The organism is Nonomuraea sp. NEAU-A123, assembly GCF_018603905.1.
Classification (GTDB): Bacteria; Actinomycetota; Actinomycetes; order Streptosporangiales; family Streptosporangiaceae; genus Nonomuraea.
Genome location: NZ_JAHFZZ010000036.1, coordinates 49,789 through 66,680 on the forward strand (window position 1 = coordinate 49,789; position 16,892 = coordinate 66,680).

Consider the following 16,892-nt stretch of genomic DNA (forward strand, 5'->3'; position numbering starts at 1 on the left):
AGCTCTGGTCATCGACATACCGTTAAGGAGTGAGATGCGCAGAGGCACGTTCGTGAGATGGGGAGTTCCGATCGCGGCCGCGGCTGTGATCGCCGGCGCCATGGGGGCCGGCCCGGTCATCGCCGCGGTGAGCGGCGATCCCGTGCTACCCGAGCGTACGGCGCAGCAGTTGCTCGCCGCCGCCGCGGCAGCCGGCAAGGACAAGGCGCCGCCGCCCATGTCCGGCACCGTGCAGCAGACCGCTTCGCTGGGTCTGCCCGCACTGCCGGACATGGGCGGCGCGTCACCGCTGAGCCTGCTGTCCGGCTCGCACGAGGTGAAGGTCTGGTACGGCGGTCGCGACAAGATGCGGGTCGCCATGCCGACGCAGTTCGACGAGTCCAACCTGATCGTCAACGGCGACCAGGTCTGGTACTGGGACAGCGGCGACAACACCGCCACCAAGATCAAGATGACGGGCGACGCCACGGCGCGGCACGCCGTGCCCACGCCGGGGCCCGCCGACGTGACGCCGCAGCAGGTGGCGGAGAAGCTGCTGGCCAAGGCCGACGAGCACACCGCCATCCGGGTGACCAACAACGCCCAGGTGGCCGGCCGGTCCGCCTACCAGCTCGTGCTCACCCCTAAGGACCAGGGCTCGCTGGTCCAGGAGGTGCGGCTGGCGCTCGACGGTGAGACGTACGTGCCGTTGCAGGTCCAGGTCTACGCCAAGGGCTCGGCCGAACCGGCCTTCCAGGTCGGCTTCACCCAGGTGACGTTCACGCAGCCGGCGGCCGAGAACTTCACCTTCACCCCGCCCGCGGGGGCCAAGGTGAAGGAGCAGACGATCGGTGGCGTCAGCGGCGACGACGCGCAGGAGGCGGAGAAGGCCAAGGAGACCGCCAAGGACGTGAAGGTCGTCGGCGCCGGCTGGACCAGCGTCGCCGTCCTGCCCGCCTCGCTGGAGGACCTGGCGGCCAAGCCGGAGCAGACCCCGGCGGACGGCCAGTTCCACAAGCCGTGGAAGGGCGGCGCGGACGGCACCGACACGAGCGCGCTGGTCGACAACGTGCTCAAGTCGGCCACCCCGGTCAGCGGCACGTGGGGCTCGGGCAAGCTGATCAAGACCAAGCTCGTCACCGCGCTGCTGACCGACGACGGCCGGCTGCTGGTCGGCGCGGTCACGCCGGAGGAGATCACCAAAGCGGCGGGCATCAAGTGACCGTCGTCACACAGGAAGCGGGGGCGCCCTTCGGGGCGGCCCCGCCCTCCGGCGACTCGGCGATCGTCACCCGGGGCCTGACCAAGCGTTTTCGCGGGGGCCAGGTCGCGGTCGACGCACTGGACCTGACCGTGCCGCGCGGGTCGGTCTTCGGCTTCCTCGGGCCCAACGGCTCGGGCAAGACCACCACGATCCGCATGCTGCTCGGCCTGGTGACGCCCACGGCCGGCGAGTACTCGGTGCTCGGCCTGCCCCTGGCGGACGCGCTGCCCCGCGTCGGAGCGCTGGTCGAGGGGCCGGCGTTCTACCCGTACCTGTCGGGCGAGGCGAACCTGTTCCGCTTCGACGCCGCCGACCCCACCGCTCCCGGCGGCACCGCCAAGCAGCGGGTCGGCGAGGCGCTGGAGCGGGTCGGGCTGTCCGCGGCGGCGGGGAAGCGCTTCCGCAACTACTCGCTCGGCATGCGCCAGCGCCTGGCCATCGCCGCGGCCCTGCTCGGGCCGCGTGAGCTGCTCATACTCGACGAGCCCACCAACGGGCTCGACCCGCAGGGCACCCGCGAGGTGCGCGCGCTGGTCAAGGAGATCGCCGCCGACGGCACCACGGTCTTCGTCTCCTCGCACCTGCTGACCGAGGTCGAGCAGATGTGCACGCACGCCGCGATCATGCGTACCGGCAACCTGGTCGCCCAGGGCACGATCGCCTCGCTCAACGGCGGCCTGGCCACCCGCGTCAGGGTCGAGACGCCGGACGTCGCCGACGCCGCGCGGGTGCTCGGCACGCTCGGACTGGCCGACGTGCGCACCCCTGACGAGGGCGCCGCCTCGGTGACGGCGGAGCTGGGCGCGCAGGCGCCCGAGGACATCAACGCGGCGCTGGTGCGCGAGGGTGTCGCCGTACGCGGGCTGGCCGTCGTCCGGCCGAGCCTGGAGGACGTGTTCGTCGGACTGACAGGGGAGGGATTCGATGTCGACGGCTGAGACGCAGACCCGTCAGACGCCGGGCGAGCCATCGGACGGTCCGGTGGCGGGGACACAGGAGCGCCGGACGCCGGGGCTCGTGCCGGTGACCGAGACGATGCGCACCGCCGAGCGGCGCCCGCCCGAGCCGCCCGGGCTCGCGCAGCCGCCGGCCCGCCTGCCGTCGGCGTTCTGGCGGCTGCTCGGCTCCGAGCTGGGCCTGACGTTCCGGCGCCCGCGCAACCAGGTGATGCTGGCCGTACTGGCGAGCGTGCCGGTGCTGATCGGCATCGGGCTGCGCATCGCCAGCGGCGACGAGGCCGTCGGCGGGCTCATCGGCGCCGTGGCGGGCAACAGCCTCATGCTGACGTTCGTCTCGTTCTCCGTCCTGGTGCTGCTGCTGATGCCGATCGCGGTGAGCGTGGTCGGCGGCGACTCGATCGCCGGCGAGGCGGGTGCGGGGACGCTGCGCTACCTGCTCGCCGCGCCGGCCGGCCGCACGAGGCTGCTGGTCGTGAAATACCTCAACGTGGTGGTGTTCGCCTACGCGGTGACCGTCGTGGTGGCGCTGTCGGCGCTCATCACCGGGCTGATCCTGTTCCCGGTGGGGCCGGTGACGCTGCTGTCGGGCAGCACGATCTCGGTGGCCGACGGCCTGCTGCGGATCCTGATCAGCGTCGGGTACGTGGGCGCGGGCATGGCGGCGCTGGCGGCCGTGGCGGTGGCGCTGTCGACGTTCACCGAGGTGTCCATCGGCGCCATCGCGGCGACGATGGTGCTGGTCATCGTCACCCAGGTGCTCCGGGCCATCCCGCAGCTCGAGGGGATCACGCCGTACCTGCTGCCCACCTGGTGGACCCGGTTCGACGCGGTGCTGCGCAGTCCGGTCGACTTCGCCAATCTCGGTCAGGGGCTGCTGGTCTTCGGGGCGTACATCCTGCTGTTCGGCTCCATCGCCTGGGCCCGCTTCTCGGGCAAGGACATCACTTCGTGACCGGCCCGGGCCGGTGAGATCCGACCCGGGCTTCACCCTTCCGGACCTCAGGACGGGCGGCGGCGGAGGGCCAGGATGGCGACCACGATGCCGATGACGCCCACCACGAGCCCCGCGCCGCCCAGCAGGCGCGCGGTGCCGTCCGAGGACGAGCCGGACGACGCCGACGCCACCTGGGTGACCGACGGGGCCGCTGCCTTGTCGGCGGAGGCGGAGGCCGAGGCCGCGGGGGTCGACGCGTCGGCGTGGTGCGAGTCCGACGCGGTCGCGGGCGTCAGCTTGAGCGTCGGAACCGGGTGTTCCGCCTCGCTGCCGTCCGCCTTGGGAGCGTCGGCCCACTTGACCACCTCGCCGCCGGTGTACGTCTGCGTGGTCGGGAACGTGAGCTGATCAGTGTCCTCGGGCAACTGCCCCATGGACACCTCGAACTCCTGGAACTCACCCTTGCCGATCTTCCCGCCCGACCAGACGACCTTGGTGACGGCCTCCTTCAGCTCGCCGTACTCGGTCTTGACCGGCTTGGGCAGCTTGCCCTCGGTGACTTTGACGCTCCATCCCGGCACCGGCTTGACCGAGACGAACGCCAGCGGGTGATCGGTGGGGAAGGAGACCTCGACCTTGACGGTCGAGGCGTCGTCACGCTCGTTCGGCACCCGGAAGGCGACCTTGGAGAAGCCGCCCTGCTCGGCGGTGCCCGGGTTGATCGTGACATGGGCCAGCGCGGGAAGGGCGAGGCCGGCGGTGATCGCGGTGGCGGCGGCGAGAACGGTCGCGGCACGACGCATGAAGGGCATGATGAAACTCCACTGGGAATGATCGACGGATCGAGAAGGTGTCAGAGGTTCAGGCGGGCAGTGGAGGACCACGCCTGGCGACACAGTGCAGGAGGAGCGGATCGAGTGGGACGATCCGGACGATCACGATCGGGACGGCCTGTCGCACGGCCGCGACGGCGACCGGGCGCAGCAGCGTCAGACGGTGGCCGAGGCGGTGCAGCAGCGCCCAGAGCGCGCTCTCGCCACGCGCCAGCCACCACCCCGTGATCAGCGTGGCCGTCAGGTGGGCCAGCAGCATGCCGGCGCCCTCGCTGAGCCCGCGGCCGTGCGGATGCGCGGTGACGTAGGCGGTGCCGTCGGTGCCGAACAACTCGTGCAGCCCGAGCTGGGCGCTCACCAGCGCGACGTTGATCGTCGGGGCCGAGCGCTCCCGGCCGCCCAGCGCCAGGGCCGCCAGCAGTACGGCGCCGAGGCCGAGCGCGGCCGTGTGCGGCGCGGGAACCGAGCCGCCGCCCATCGCGTGCGCGAGCGCGGCGAGTCCCACGCAGACGGCGGTGAAGGCGGCCGTCCGCGCGAGCCTGAGGGGAAGTTCCGCGCGCATGAGTGTGTCACATGCTCTCACGGGGGCAGGGTCCCGAGTGACCTCTACTCTCAAGCTGTGCAATGCCTGGTCGATTTGCGGCAATTGTCGCTAGGGTCGTGCCGAACCACGTTGACTTGGGGTGAGAACGTTGCGGCACTTTGCAGGATTGCTCATCGGAGTTGTGGTGACCGCAGCAGTGCTGGGCGGCGGCGGATGGGCCGTGCAGCAGGCGTTATCCAGCGCGGCGGCCAATCCGGCGGGCGGGCAGAAGATGTGGATCGCGCTCGGCTCGATGGCGGCGGTGGGGCTGGTCGTCGGGCTCGTGGTGGCGGGACGGGTGTCTCCGCTGGCCACGTTCGTGCCCTCGATGGTGCTCCTCGCCTGGACGGTGGTCTACTCCCTCGATGTCAACCGGGCGATCTCCCTGATCCCTGACGAGCCGTCGGTGAACCAGATCATCAGGGACATCGGGTTCGGTGACAAGACCATGCTGACCACGGGCGTCTTCGCCCTGCTCGGCGTGGCGATGTTCATCCCGGTGCTGATGCCGTCCCGCTGGGCGCGGCGGCACGAGGACGAGGACGAGGACTACGAGGAGAGCCCCCAGGGCAGCTATTACTGATCGTCGTCTTCGAGCCATAGGGTCGCGCGCTCAGCGGCTGCCGGTGTAGAGACGGGTGACCACGTCCTCGATCGTGGACTGCTCGGGCGCCGTGGCCATCAGCTCGTCGAGCGTGCCGTCGAAGGCCAGCCGCCCGTGGTCGATCAGCATGACCCGGCGGCAGAGCCGCTCGATGTCGCCCAGGTCGTGCGTGGTCAGCAGCACGGTCGTGCCCTGCTCGGTGTTGAGCCGGCGCAGGAACGCCCGGATGCTCGACTTGCTGACCACGTCGAGCCCGATCGTCGGCTCGTCGAGCACCAGCACGTCGGGCGCGTGCAGCAGCGCGGCGGCCAGGTCGCCGCGCATGCGCTGGCCCAGGCTGAGCTGGCGCACCGGCGTGCGGATGAAGCCGCCCAGGTCGAGCGTCTCGGTCAGCTCGTCGAGCCGGGTTTTGAAGACGTTGCGATCTACTTTGTAAAGGTGCCGGATCAGTTCGAAGCTGTCCCGCAGCGGCAGGTCCCACCACAGCGTCGTCCGCTGCCCGAACACCACGCCGATGCGCCGCGCCAGCGTCGTGCGCTTGCGCGAGGGGTCGAGCCCGGCCACCCGCACCCGGCCGGAGGTGGGCGTCAGGATGCCGCACAGCATCTTGATCGTGGTGGACTTGCCGGCGCCGTTGGGGCCGAGGTAGCCGACGAACTCTCCCGGCGCCACGGTGAACGACAGGTCGCGTACGGCGTGGACGAGGTTCCCTTCGAGCTTGAGGCTCCGCTTCACCTTGAACGAGCGCCCGGCCCGGTCGAGCTCGATCATCCCTAACTCCCCGTGGATCGGTAGTGCCGGATGCCCAGACGCCAGGCGAACCCGGCGAGCAGGGCGAGGACCAGGGCCGCGACCGGCCCGAGAAAGCGCATGAAGCCCGGAGTGCCGAACGGGTCGTCCCTGTCCAGCACGTAGAGGGCGGGCTGCCAGTTGACGAAGGCCAGCGGAAGCCCGTAGGTCACCCCGCGCACCAGCTCGCGGCCGTAGATGGCGAACGGGTACTGGGTGAGCTGGCCGGAGCCGTAGGTGAAGGCGTTGGTCACCTCAGACGCGTCGGTCAGCACGAACTGCACCGCCCCGGCCAGCGTCCACAGCGCCGCGAAGATGACCGCCCCCGTCGTGATCATGACGGGGATCATCCAGAGCCGCCCGGAGTCGAGGTCGAGGGCGCTGATCGAGTAGCCGAGCACGAGCGCCGCCTGTAGGACGCGGCCGATGCGGGTCGGCAGGAAACGGTCGGCCGCCATCTGGATCCAGGTGCTCACGGGCCGGATCAGCATGGTGTCGAACGTGCCCGCCTTGACGTGCTGGCTGATCCGGTCGATGTTGCTGACGAACATGTCGCAGAGGCAGAAGGCCACGTTCGCCGTGCCGTACAGGAAGAGTGTCTCCGCGCGGGAGAATCCGGCCAGAGAGGTGGTGTTGGCGAAGATGATGAGGATCACCGCCACGTCGGTGCCCGCCACGATGAGACCGAGCACGGACATCAGGGCGAACGAGGCCGGATAGGCCATCGCAGCGCGGGTCCACGTCCAGGCCAGCCGGAAATAGGCGCTAACCACCCTGGATCACCACCTTGTGGCGGATGGCCCGCGTCCCGAGCGCGCCGGCGGCGAGCAGCACCGCCGCCCAGCAGCCCTGGAACGCCAGGGTCTCCAGGACGGGCGCCTTGCCGAGGTAGAGGTCGGTAGGGGCCTGGACCATCGCGGCCCACGGCAGGGCCCTGGCCAGATCGCCGAGGATGCCCGGGAACAGGCTGAGTGGCAGCAGCATCCCGCTGAAGAGCGTGGTGAGCACCAGCGAGAACGCCCCCACGCCACGGTCGTCGATCAGCCAGCAGACCGACAGCGCGACCAGGTAGCGCCAGGCGAAGCTGACGATCACCCCGGCCAGGAAGCCGGCGAGGAAGGCGAGCCACTGCCCCGGCTCCGCGGGATGGGCGATGCCGAACAGCGCGGCGCCGAGCAGCATCGGCGGGATGCCGCGAGCGAAGAACAGGTACGCGGCCCTGCCCAGGTCCTCGGCGAGGGACCAGAGCTGGAGCGAGGCGGGGCGGACGAGGTCGAGCGCGATGTCGCCGCTGCGGATCCGCTCCGGGATGGTGAGACCGGTGCCGAACAGCTGCATCGGGCCGATGCAGGCCTGGGTGATGAAGCAGAACGTGACGGCCTGGGTGACGTCGTAGCCGGCCAGACCGGGCCTGGCCTGCCAGAGGGCGATGAGGATGTAGGCGCGCAGGATGCCGAAGACGCTGTTGGTGAAGGCGCCCGCGACCGTGGCCCAGACGTAGGTGGCGTGCTTGCGGAAGCCGTACCGGACCAGCAGGGCGTAGAGGGGTATGGTTTTGCACCTCCGGAGAGTGATGGCACGGTGACCAGCCGTGCCCGGACCCGCACGCGGGTCGGCCGATGGAAGCCTTGAATTATCTGCTTTCCGGTCAGTGATCCGCAACGCGATAAACCGAGCGCCCGCGTGACACATCGCCGAAATAATCCCGTAAGCGAGGAGATACTTACTTGCGAGTAGAGCGATGTTCTAGGGGAAGGATATTCATCGGAGGACACATGGACCTGGATAGGGATGACACTCCCGACTACCCCTTGAGCTGGCAGGCTCGCGCGCTCACCGGTCTGATGCGCGGGACCCTCAAGCCGGCCTCCCACCTCCTGATGCGCCACCCCTTGACGATCGACTGCGCCGCCCGCTTCGGCGACCTGGCCCGGCTGCTGCCGCTGCGCCCGCCCGGCCACGTGGACGTCGAGCCCGCCGCCTTCTCCGCGTGCGGCGGGGAGTGGGTGCGCGCGGGCGCCGCTCCCGACGAGGGCAAGGTGCTGCTGTACTTTCACGGCGGCGGCTACTTCTCCTGCTCGCCCAGGACCCACCGGCCGATCACCTGGCGCCTGTCCGTCGCGGCCCGCCGCCCGGTGCTCGCCCTCGACTACCGCCAGGGGCCGGTCCACAAGCTGGCCGACTCCCTGAGCGACGCGCTGGACGCCTACGACTGCTTACTGAACCGCGGGTACGCGCCCGAGGACGTCCTGTTCGCCGGCGATTCGGCGGGCGGGCATCTCACGCTGGCCACCCTGCTCGCCCTGCGCGACCGGGGCCTGCCGCTGCCGGCCGCGGCCCTCTGCCTGTCGCCCTGGGCCGACCTGACGGACCTGCCCAAGCGCGCGAACCGCTGGCAGGACCCCATGCTGGCGTCCAGTCGCATCCGCTGGCTGGCCCGGCGCTGGACCTCCGGCCTGGACCCGCGCGACCCCCTCGTGTCGCCCGTGCACGGCGACTTCACCGGCCTGCCGCCGCTCATGATCATCGCTGGCTCGACGGAGGTGCTCCGGGACGAGGCGCGGCGCGTGGCGGTCAATGCCAGGCGGGCGGGGGTGCCGGTGACGTACGAGGAGTGGCGGCGGATGCCGCACGTGTTCCCGATCCTGGCGGACGTGCTGCCCGAGGGCCGGCTGGCCTTCCGGCACATGGCGAGCTTCTTCGCCGCCGTCGCGGCCGCCCGGTCGTCCTCGCTGGAGGATGCGGCCTGAGACCCCCTTGACGCCCGAGGCTCTCTTGGTGATGACATGCTGGAGAGATCGCGGCGAGTGAAGGGTGTGCTGGTATCACCTGAATGGTGCCTCGTCGTCGCCGGGGCCGTTCAGAGTATGACAGTGTAGGTTAGGCATACCTAATATTCGAGGAGTGTCCGATGGCTGACAAGCCCAGAGATCACCATCGCGGCGTCGTCGTGCGTACGGAGCGGATCTCGCCCCACATGATCCGCGTCGTGGTCGGTGGTGAGGATCTGTGTGACTTCGCCACCTCAGGTCTCACCGACCACTATGTCAAGCTCGTCTTCCCGCACGAGGGTGTCGACTACCCGACTCCCTTCAACGTCCAGCACGTACGCGAGACCATGCCCCGGGAGGTCTGGCCGCGGTTGCGCACCTACACCGTGCGGGCCTGGGACCCCGACGCCCAGGAGATGACGCTCGACTTCGTCTACCACGGCGACGAGGGCATCGCCGGGCCGTGGGCCGCGCGGGCCGTGCCCGGCGACGAGCTGTTCATGCTGGGCCCCGGCGGCGGCTACGTGCCGAGCCCGGAGGCCGGCTGGCACCTGCTCGTCGGTGACGAGAGCGCGCTCCCGGCGATCGCGGCCTCGCTGGAGGCGCTGCCCGAGGGCGCCCCCGCCCACGCCTTCATCGAGGTGGACGGGCCGGAGGAGGAGCAGAAGCTGCGGGTCACCGGTGACACGCGGCTGGTCTGGCTGCACCGCAACGGCGCGCCCGTCGGCGAGGCGCTGGTGAAGGCGGTGCGTGAGCTGGCGTTCCCGGAGGGTGACGTGCACGCGTTCGTCCACGGCGAGGCGGGGTTCGTCAAGGAGCTGCGGCGTCACCTCCGGGTCGATCGCCAGGTGCCGATGGAGCGGCTGTCGATCTCCGGCTACTGGCGGCTCGGGGCCGACGACGAGGGCTGGCGAGCCGTGAAGCGCGACTGGAACCGCCAGGTCGAAGCCGAGGAGGCCGCGGCGCTCGGCTAGGAGATCCCGGCTGCAGGTGGTAAAACGCCACTTCAGGCCGTCTAGTCACACCGCTTACTCACCTCAGGGGCACGACCGCCTTACCTCTGATACCCCTTCTGAAAACCGTGCGGCGACCCTTCGCTAATGGGACAACAGTGTGCCTTGGCCGTGTCCCAGACAGCGAAGGGCGATCCGGATGGCGCGTGGTGCGAGCGACATGCCTCCAGGGGTGCGACCGCTTACGGTGGGTGACCCGGTCATCATCGGCCGATACCTCCTCCTGGGCCGCCTCGGCACCGGCGGCATGGGGGTGGTGTATCTGGCCGAACATCCGCGGGGCGGTCTGGTGGCACTGAAGACGCCGCACGCGGTACACCTCAACGATCCCACGTTGCGCGCCCGTTTCGCGGAGGAAGTCGCATTCTCGCGGAGAATTGTGCAGTTCTGCACGGCCGCCGTGATCGAGGACGGCACCGATCGCGACCGCCCGTACCTGGTCACCGAGTACATCCCGGGCCCCGCGCTGTCCCAGGTCGTGATGGCGCGCGGGCCGCTCACACCCGACCTGGCCTACGGCGCCGGGCTCGGCGTGGCGGCGGCGCTGGTCGCCGTGCACGACGCGGGGCTGGTCCACCGCGACCTCAAGCCGGGCAACGTGCTGCTGTCCCCGGATGGACCGCGGGTGATCGACTTCGGCATCGCCCGTGACGTCGACACGCTGGCCGCGCACACCCAGGCGGGGCAGGTCATGGGCAGTCCGGGCTGGGTGGCGCCCGAGCGGCTGACCGGCGGGGCCGCGATGCCCGCCTCGGATGTGTTCGCGTGGGGCTGCCTGGTGGCGTTCGCCGCCACGGGGCATCACCCGTTCGGCGGCGGCGAGGTCGATGTGCTGACCCGCCGGATCCTGTTCGAGGCGCCGCGCGTCGAGGGCGTGCCCGCCCTGCTGCGGCCCGCGGTCGAGGCGGCCCTGGCCAAGGCGCCCGCCGACCGGCCCAAGGCCGCCGACCTGCTGCGCGTCCTGCTGACCGCCGGGGGAGTGGGCGACCCGTGGGACCTGCGCGCCGCGGTGGCGGGCGTACTCGCGGAGATCTGGACGGCCGTGCCCTACCCGCCGGGAGCGGGCAGGGTACGGCTCGCGCCCGAGCCCGGCGAACAGGAGGAGGCGACCGCGCCGAAGCGCCGGCGCCGGGCCGGGGCGGGGGCGCACCTGTCGCACGCCACCTTCGCGGCGCTGGCCACGGTCTCCATCGCGGCCGTCACGGTGATCGCCGCGTCGGGCGGTGGCGACCTGGGCCCTGGCGGCGCCTCCCCGGTGCCGGAGAACCGGCCCGCCGTCCAGCCGTACGAGACCGTCGACTCCACGAGGCGCCCCGAGGCCATTTCGACGAGCGGCCTTCCGGCCACGGCCGGGGGCACCGTCGCGGGCACGGCGATCACCTCGCCGCCGCCGATGTCCGCCACCCGGGCCCGGACGACCGCCCCGATCATCCTGCTCGACCCGTCGCCTGACCGGAAGAAGACCGCCTGGCATCCGCCGGCCACGTACGAACCGGACGAACCGGGCGATGCGGACCCGGGTGGCTGCGCCAGTCCTGCGGCGAAGAGACGCGGGAACGCGGCCAGGCGCGGCTGTCCGCTGCCGTCGGCGTCGATCACCCCGATCCCGCAGGATGGCCCCGGTGAGTCACCGGGCCCGTCGATTACGCCATCGGTGTCGGAAACGCCCAGCGCGACGGTCACTTGATCTCGGGATCACGGGCAACCCCTGCATTCCCGGCGACAAGTCACCATAATTGGTGATCTACGGCCTGGTTGTGCCGGGAGGAGAAATCCGCATGCCGGAATTCGCAGCGCTGCGCGAGGAAGACCCCATTCACGTGGGTGAGTACCGGCTGATCGGACGGCTGAGCCCGGACGTGTTCGTCGGATTCGTCGGAGGGGCGAACCCCGAGGACGCCCCGGAGCCGCCCAGCGGTGCCGCGGAGCTCGTCGTGGTGAAGTTGCTGGACCCGGAGGTCGATCAGGAGCGCTTCCTGCGCATGATCGAGCCCTTCCAGGAGGTCTCCGCCTTCTGCACGGCCCAGGTGCTCGGGTCGGGGCTGCTGGACGATCGGCCGTACGTGGTGAGCGAGTACATCGACGGCCCCACGCTGGAGCAGGCGACCGCGGCGGGCACGCGGCTGCGGAACTCGGCGCTGCACCGGCTCGCGGTCGGGACCGCGACCGCGCTGGTGGCCATCCACCAGGCGAACGTCGTGCACGGCGACATCCGGCCCGGCAACGTGGTGCTCGGCCCTGACGGGCCCCGGCTGATCAATTTCGGCATCGGCCGGGCGATGGCGGGCACGGCGTCCGCCACGACCCGCAAGGTGGACGTTCCCGCCTTCACCGCGCCCGAACGGCTCGGCGGGGCCCCGGCGGAACCGCCGGCCGACCTGTTCTCCTGGGCGGCGACGTTGGTGGCCGCGGCGTCCGGCCGCTCGCCCTTCGACGGCGGCTCGATGGCGGGCACAGTCAACCGGATCACCAACGGCGAGCCGGACCTGCCCGACCTCGGGGACCTGCGTGAGCTGGTGCTGGCCTGCCTGGCGAAGGATCCCGCGCTGCGTCCCACGTCGAGCGACGTGCTGCTGCGGCTGGTCGGGGAGACCAACTTCCTGACCGCGCGGCTGCCGCCGCCGTCCGGGCTGCCGTACAGTCTGCCGCCGCCGCGATTACCGCCGGACTCGCAGCCGCCTTTATCGCCGGACTCGCCACCGCGGTCACTGTCGCCGTCGGTCGGGCAGGATTCGGCCGGCGTCGCGGCCACTGTGCCGGTACGGCGGGGCCGCGGGGTGCTGATCGCCGTGGTGGCCTTCCTCGCGGGGGCCCTGGTGTCCGGCGTCGGCGTCTACACGCTGCCTCGCCAGCCGATCGTGGTGGCGTCCGGCCCGTCCGCACCCCGTCCGTCCGGGGCGGTCCGATCCGAGGCCGGTACGAGCGTGCCCACCTCGGTCATCACCGCCGCGCCTCTGATCACCCCGAGCGTGACCAGCGCGCCGGTCGCCAGCGTCGCGCCCAAGGCCGACAAGGACGTCAAGCTCGCCGACATCGACGCCATCCTGCACGAGAACTCCGCCGACCCCGTACGGCTGGCCGCCTACCTCCAGGTCAAGAGGCCGTTCAAGGCGTTCGCCAGGGACCGGACCGGCCAGTTCAAGGAGGTCGGCCTGGCCGAGGAGCCACGCGTGTCGCCGATGGGGGACTGGGTGGCGCTCAACCCGTGGGTGAAGTTCCAGACCTCCGACATGGATCACGTGCGGTTCACCAACCTGAACACCAAGGAGTCCTTCACCGTCAACACGGTGAAGAAACCCGCGCAGACCTGGTCTCCCGCCTGGTCGCGGGACGGCGGGCGGCTGCTGCTGTCGATCATGAACGCCAAGCGGGACCGGATCACCGGCTTCGTGGTCGTCGACGTGCGGGCGCGCACGGCCACTGTCGTGAAGACGCAGTACAGCGACGCCAGCAGCCTGCCGTTCGCGTTCACCCCGGACGGCAAGATCGCCAGAGGCTACAACAGCATCAAGAGCCACGGCATCGAGACGTACGACATGTCGGGAAAAGTCACGCACAGCATGCACTGGGTGGGCAGGCCCCGTGACGTCTCCTGGTACTCCCCGTCGGGCAAGCAGTTCATGACGGTCTGCCCCACCGGCAAGGAGGTCTGCATCTGGGACGCCACGACCGGTGACCGCAAGGCCACCGTGCCCGACATCAAGGACGACTCCTACCTGCTCGGTTGGTTCGACGAGGACCACATCCTGGTGCAGGAGAGCGCCAAGAAGGGCCGGGCCCAGGTCGAGATCGTCGACTTCTTGGGCAAGGTCGAGCGCGTGCTCGTGGACCTCGCCCCGAACAACAGCGCCCGGCAGTTCGGGCCCAAGGCTCCGTGACCATGGAACCGCGCCCCTTGCTCACGGGCGATCCCGCCCAGGTGGGGTCGTACCGTGTCGCGGGCCGGCTCGGCCAGGGCGGCCAGGGGGTCGTCTACCTCGGCGAGTCGGCCGACGGGGGGCGGGTCGCGATCAAGCTGCTGACGCGCGCGGCCGGGGAGGAGGACCGGGCCGGGTTCGCCAAGGAGATCGAGCTCGCGCGGCGGGTCAAGGCGTTCTGCACGGCGACCGTGCTGGCGACCGGCGAGCTGAACGGCGTCCCGTACGTCGTCAGCGAGTACGTCGACGGGCCCTCGCTCGCCAGGGTCCTCGCCGAGCGGGGGCCGCTGCGGCAGGCCGAACTGCGTCGTCTGGCGATCGGCAGCCTGACCGCGCTGGCCGCCATCCACCAGGCCGGCGTGGTGCACCGGGACCTCAAACCGGGCAACGTGCTGCTCGGCAGGGACGGTCCCCGGGTGATCGACTTCGGTATCTCGCGGGCGCTGGACTCCAGCGAGCTGACCGGCGACCACCTGGTGGGCACCCCGCCGTACATGGCTCCCGAGCAGTTCGGCGGCGTCGGCTCCGGGCCGCCGGCGGACCTGTTCGCCTGGGCGGCCACGGTGGTGTGCGCCGCGACGGGCAAGCCGCCCTTCGGCTCGGGCGACCTGCCGTCCGTGCTCAACCGGATCCTGACCGCGGAACCGGACCTCGGCGACCTGCGGGGCGACCTGCGTGACCTGGTGGCCCGCTGCCTGGCCAAGGACCCCGCCGCCCGCCCGACGGCCGCCCGCGCGCTGCTCACCCTGCTCGGCCACCCGGTCCCGCCACAGGGCCTGCTCACCGAGGGCACCAGATCCGCCTCGCCGCCCTCCGCCGGAGCGCGAATCGGTGAGGCGCCCTCTGAGTCGTCCCCTTCGACATCGGTTCCCGGGCGGCGCTTCGGATGGCGGCGGCTCGCGCTGGTCGGGGCGGCCGCCGCCGCGGTGCTGGTGGCAACCGTGGCGGTGACCGTCACGATCAAGCTCGCCCGTACGACGACCGTGACGGGCACGGCAGGGACCGCCACCGCCACGGTTGCCACCGCCACCGCCACCGCCACCGGCCCGAGCGGCAGCCCATCCGCGGCGTCATCCGGCGCGCCGACGGTCTCGGTCGACGAAGTGATCCCCACGACCGCGACGACCACGGCGAAGATCCCCGAAACGAAGATCACCTTGCACGAGAACCCCGCCGACCCCGTCTGGGTCAGCTCCGCCTACGGGGTCCTGCCGCTGGGTGGGGGCGCTCCGGCCTATGTCCGCGACGCCAAGACCGGCAAGTTCGAGTACTTCGGGAACTTCCAGCAGCCGACGGTCTCACCGCACGGCACCTACGTGGCCGCCCTGTCCACCACGACGCTGAACCGTACCGACTACAACACGATCAGGCTGGTCACCACGGCCACCGGTGAGGACGTGGAACTCCGCACCGCCGACAAACCCGGCGACACGATCGGCACGGCGTGGAACGCGGATGGCCGTCACCTGCTCATGACGATCTACACCGGCAAGGCGGACTCGCGGACCATGGCGGGGTTCGTGATCGTGGACGCCGCGACCAAGAGCGTCCGCACCCGCCTGACGGCCGGAGGGTACAAAGGCGGCTACTCCTGGGGCCCGGACGCCTCAACCCTGATGCGTCAGGAAAGGGATGGTGCGATCAGCTTCGTCGGGCTGGACGGCACGGTGATCCGCTCCTTCCGCGGCATGGGGGACCTCATGCACAGGAGCGCCGCGACGCTGCGCATCGGGACGGAGACCGCCACGGTGTTCTCCACCGTCTGCCCGGGCAAGCCCAGGGACGTCTGCCTGTGGGACGTGGTCACCGGCGCCAGGAAGGCCGTCGTGCCGGGAGACGAGAACACGACGTTCAGCGGCTGGCTGGACAGTGAGCACATCCTCGCCCTGGTCACCAAGGGCGGCACCACCCGCGTGGTCCTGGCCGGCCTCGACGGCAAGACCAAGCGAGTCCTGGCCGAGGGACCCGCGAAGCAGCTCAAGGCGACCAGCCTCTGGTACAGCTGGAAGTGATCGTCCTCCGGCGCGAATGAACCGCTTCGTGAGCCTCTTCGAGAGAAGATCCCGCCAGAAGCGCCGCGACCCCGCTGGTGAAGTTGGAGCACTCGAAGATGTCCTTGTGCGGGCAGGCCAAGCCATGGGCGATGGCAGTACGTGCCACCTGAGCCTGGGCAATCCGTTGATCCAGCTCGGTGAGCTTACGTTGGTACAGCTCCCGCCAGCCGTCGCCGGCCGGCGAACGAGACGCGATGAACGCTTTGATCTCCCGCAACGTGAAACCGACATCGCGCAGCAACACCACCACACCGACCAGCTCGACCGCCGATGGCGGATAACGCCGTTGGCCTGAGACCCGGGCCGGTGCCGGGAGCAGGCCGAGCTCCTCCCAGTAGCGCAGGGCGGAGGTGGCGACACCGGTGCGGCTCGCCAGCTCGCCGATCGTCAACTGCTCATCCATTTGACTTCAAGCGTACTTGAAGCCGTTGACTGCGATCATGCAGACAGCAGAGACATCTCTCAAGCAACGCGCGCTCAGAAGATTGGTGCGCCAGGCGCACCACCCCCGGGGCATCGTCGGGTGGGCGATCGGCTGGATGTTCGCTCATCGCCCCTCCAACCGGCAGCGCAACATCTGGGCGGTGTCGTTGCTGGACGTGCGGCCCACCGACCGGGTGCTCGAGATCGGCTTCGGTCCCGGCGTCGCCATCGCCGAGTTCGCCGGCCGCGCCACTCAGGGCCACGTCTTCGGCATCGACCACTCGCAGGCCATGGTCCGGCAGGCCACCCGTCGCAACGCCGCCGCCGTCCGCGCCCACCGTGTGCACCTCACGCACGCCTCCGTGGAGCAGTTGCCGAACTTCGGCGATTCGCTCGATGCCATCCTCGCCGTCAACTCCGTGGGATTCTGGCCCGACCCGGTGGCGCGGCTTCGCGAGCTGCGCCGCCTGCTCCGCCCCACAGGACGCATCGCGCTCGTCAGCCAGCCCCGCTGCCCCGGTGCCACCCGGGACACCACGACCCGAGCCGCCCAAGAGCTCCATGACATGCTCACCCAGGCCGGCTTCACCCATCTCCGGGTCGAGACCCTTGAGCTCGACCCGCCGGTCGCCTGTGTGCTTGCCGACAATCCGCCCGGCATGCCGTCATGACCGCAGATAACACACCGACCAGCGACGGGTACGAGCCCACTCGCGCGCGATGAAGCAAGTCCTCCTGCGCATCGCCCAACCCAACCAGGCCGGCGCCG

The 16,892-nt window shown here is 70.6% G+C and carries 16 protein-coding genes; 10 read left to right on the forward strand and 6 right to left on the reverse strand.

Going from position 1 to position 16,892, the window contains the following annotated elements; translation table 11 throughout:
- The first annotated feature begins 34 nt into the window (after positions 1-34).
- From KLK06_RS54890 to KLK06_RS54900, 3 genes are read left to right on the forward strand one after another with little or no spacing between them, the layout of a single operon-like run.
- A complete protein-coding gene (locus KLK06_RS54890) occupies positions 35-1,201 on the forward strand; it encodes a DUF2092 domain-containing protein (protein ID WP_214643852.1) in 1,167 nt (388 codons plus the stop codon).
- Positions 1,198-2,181: an ABC transporter ATP-binding protein gene (locus KLK06_RS54895; RefSeq protein ID WP_214643853.1), complete on the forward strand. Its 984-nt coding sequence runs from the start codon at positions 1,198-1,200 to the stop codon at positions 2,179-2,181. Before KLK06_RS54890 ends, KLK06_RS54895 begins: the two co-directional genes overlap by 4 nt.
- Positions 2,168-3,154 (forward strand): ABC transporter permease, encoded by a 987-nt coding sequence (locus KLK06_RS54900; protein WP_214643854.1) that lies wholly within the window; start codon positions 2,168-2,170, stop codon positions 3,152-3,154. Before KLK06_RS54895 ends, KLK06_RS54900 begins: the two co-directional genes overlap by 14 nt.
- 47 nt (positions 3,155-3,201) lie before the next feature.
- On the opposite strand, the gene KLK06_RS54905 is transcribed toward KLK06_RS54900, so the two are convergent.
- Both KLK06_RS54905 and KLK06_RS54910 read right to left on the reverse strand, forming a co-directional pair.
- The gene (locus KLK06_RS54905) at positions 3,202-3,948 is read right to left on the reverse strand and encodes a YcnI family protein (RefSeq protein WP_214643855.1); all 747 of its coding nucleotides are present in this window, start codon (positions 3,946-3,948) and stop codon (positions 3,202-3,204) included.
- A gap of 49 nt (positions 3,949-3,997) precedes the next feature.
- On the reverse strand, positions 3,998-4,531 hold the full coding sequence (locus KLK06_RS54910) for an MFS transporter (RefSeq protein WP_214643856.1): 534 nt from the start codon (positions 4,529-4,531) through the stop codon (positions 3,998-4,000).
- A 166-nt stretch (positions 4,532-4,697) separates the two neighbouring features.
- Between KLK06_RS54910 and KLK06_RS54915 the strand changes: the two genes are divergently transcribed.
- Entirely contained in the window at positions 4,698-5,135 is a 438-nt protein-coding gene (locus KLK06_RS54915) for a hypothetical protein (protein ID WP_308168944.1), read from the forward strand.
- Between the two features lie 30 nt (positions 5,136-5,165).
- On the opposite strand, the gene KLK06_RS54920 is transcribed toward KLK06_RS54915, so the two are convergent.
- From KLK06_RS54920 to KLK06_RS54930, 3 genes are read right to left on the reverse strand one after another with little or no spacing between them, the layout of a single operon-like run.
- Positions 5,166-5,927 (reverse strand): ATP-binding cassette domain-containing protein, encoded by a 762-nt coding sequence (locus tag KLK06_RS54920; RefSeq protein ID WP_214643858.1) that lies wholly within the window; start codon positions 5,925-5,927, stop codon positions 5,166-5,168.
- Between the two features lie 2 nt (positions 5,928-5,929).
- Positions 5,930-6,718: an ABC-2 family transporter protein gene (locus tag KLK06_RS54925; RefSeq protein ID WP_308168945.1), complete on the reverse strand. Its 789-nt coding sequence runs from the start codon at positions 6,716-6,718 to the stop codon at positions 5,930-5,932.
- Positions 6,711-7,607 carry an ABC-2 family transporter protein gene (locus tag KLK06_RS54930; RefSeq protein WP_250907527.1) on the reverse strand — a complete coding sequence of 299 codons (897 nt, stop codon included), beginning with the start codon at positions 7,605-7,607 and terminating at the stop codon, positions 6,711-6,713. Before KLK06_RS54930 ends, KLK06_RS54925 begins: the two co-directional genes overlap by 8 nt.
- Before the next feature lie 113 nt (positions 7,608-7,720).
- Here KLK06_RS54930 and KLK06_RS54935 point away from each other — a divergent pair, with 113 nt between their 5' ends.
- The 5 genes from KLK06_RS54935 to KLK06_RS54955 all read left to right on the forward strand — a co-directional run bounded on the left by KLK06_RS54935 (position 7,721) and on the right by KLK06_RS54955 (position 15,658).
- On the forward strand, positions 7,721-8,695 hold the full coding sequence (locus KLK06_RS54935; protein ID WP_214643860.1) for an alpha/beta hydrolase: 975 nt from the start codon (positions 7,721-7,723) through the stop codon (positions 8,693-8,695).
- A gap of 161 nt (positions 8,696-8,856) precedes the next feature.
- Positions 8,857-9,690: a siderophore-interacting protein gene (locus KLK06_RS54940; protein WP_214643861.1), complete on the forward strand. Its 834-nt coding sequence runs from the start codon at positions 8,857-8,859 to the stop codon at positions 9,688-9,690.
- A gap of 226 nt (positions 9,691-9,916) precedes the next feature.
- Positions 9,917-11,416 carry a serine/threonine-protein kinase gene (locus KLK06_RS54945; protein ID WP_214643862.1) on the forward strand — a complete coding sequence of 500 codons (1,500 nt, stop codon included), beginning with the start codon at positions 9,917-9,919 and terminating at the stop codon, positions 11,414-11,416.
- Between the two features lie 91 nt (positions 11,417-11,507).
- A complete protein-coding gene (locus tag KLK06_RS54950) occupies positions 11,508-13,607 on the forward strand; it encodes a serine/threonine-protein kinase (protein ID WP_214643863.1) in 2,100 nt (699 codons plus the stop codon).
- Positions 13,608-13,609: 2 nt separating this feature from the next.
- Positions 13,610-15,658 (forward strand): serine/threonine-protein kinase, encoded by a 2,049-nt coding sequence (locus tag KLK06_RS54955; protein WP_214643864.1) that lies wholly within the window; start codon positions 13,610-13,612, stop codon positions 15,656-15,658.
- Here the strand turns inward: KLK06_RS54955 and KLK06_RS54960 are convergent.
- Positions 15,624-16,103, reverse strand: a complete 480-nt coding sequence (locus KLK06_RS54960) for a MerR family transcriptional regulator (RefSeq protein WP_214643865.1) — start codon at positions 16,101-16,103, stop codon at positions 15,624-15,626. The genes KLK06_RS54955 and KLK06_RS54960 overlap by 35 nt on opposite strands.
- 37 nt (positions 16,104-16,140) lie before the next feature.
- Between KLK06_RS54960 and KLK06_RS54965 the strand changes: the two genes are divergently transcribed.
- Positions 16,141-16,794 carry a class I SAM-dependent methyltransferase gene (locus KLK06_RS54965; RefSeq protein ID WP_214643866.1) on the forward strand — a complete coding sequence of 218 codons (654 nt, stop codon included), beginning with the start codon at positions 16,141-16,143 and terminating at the stop codon, positions 16,792-16,794.
- Positions 16,795-16,892: the final 98 nt, after the last annotated feature.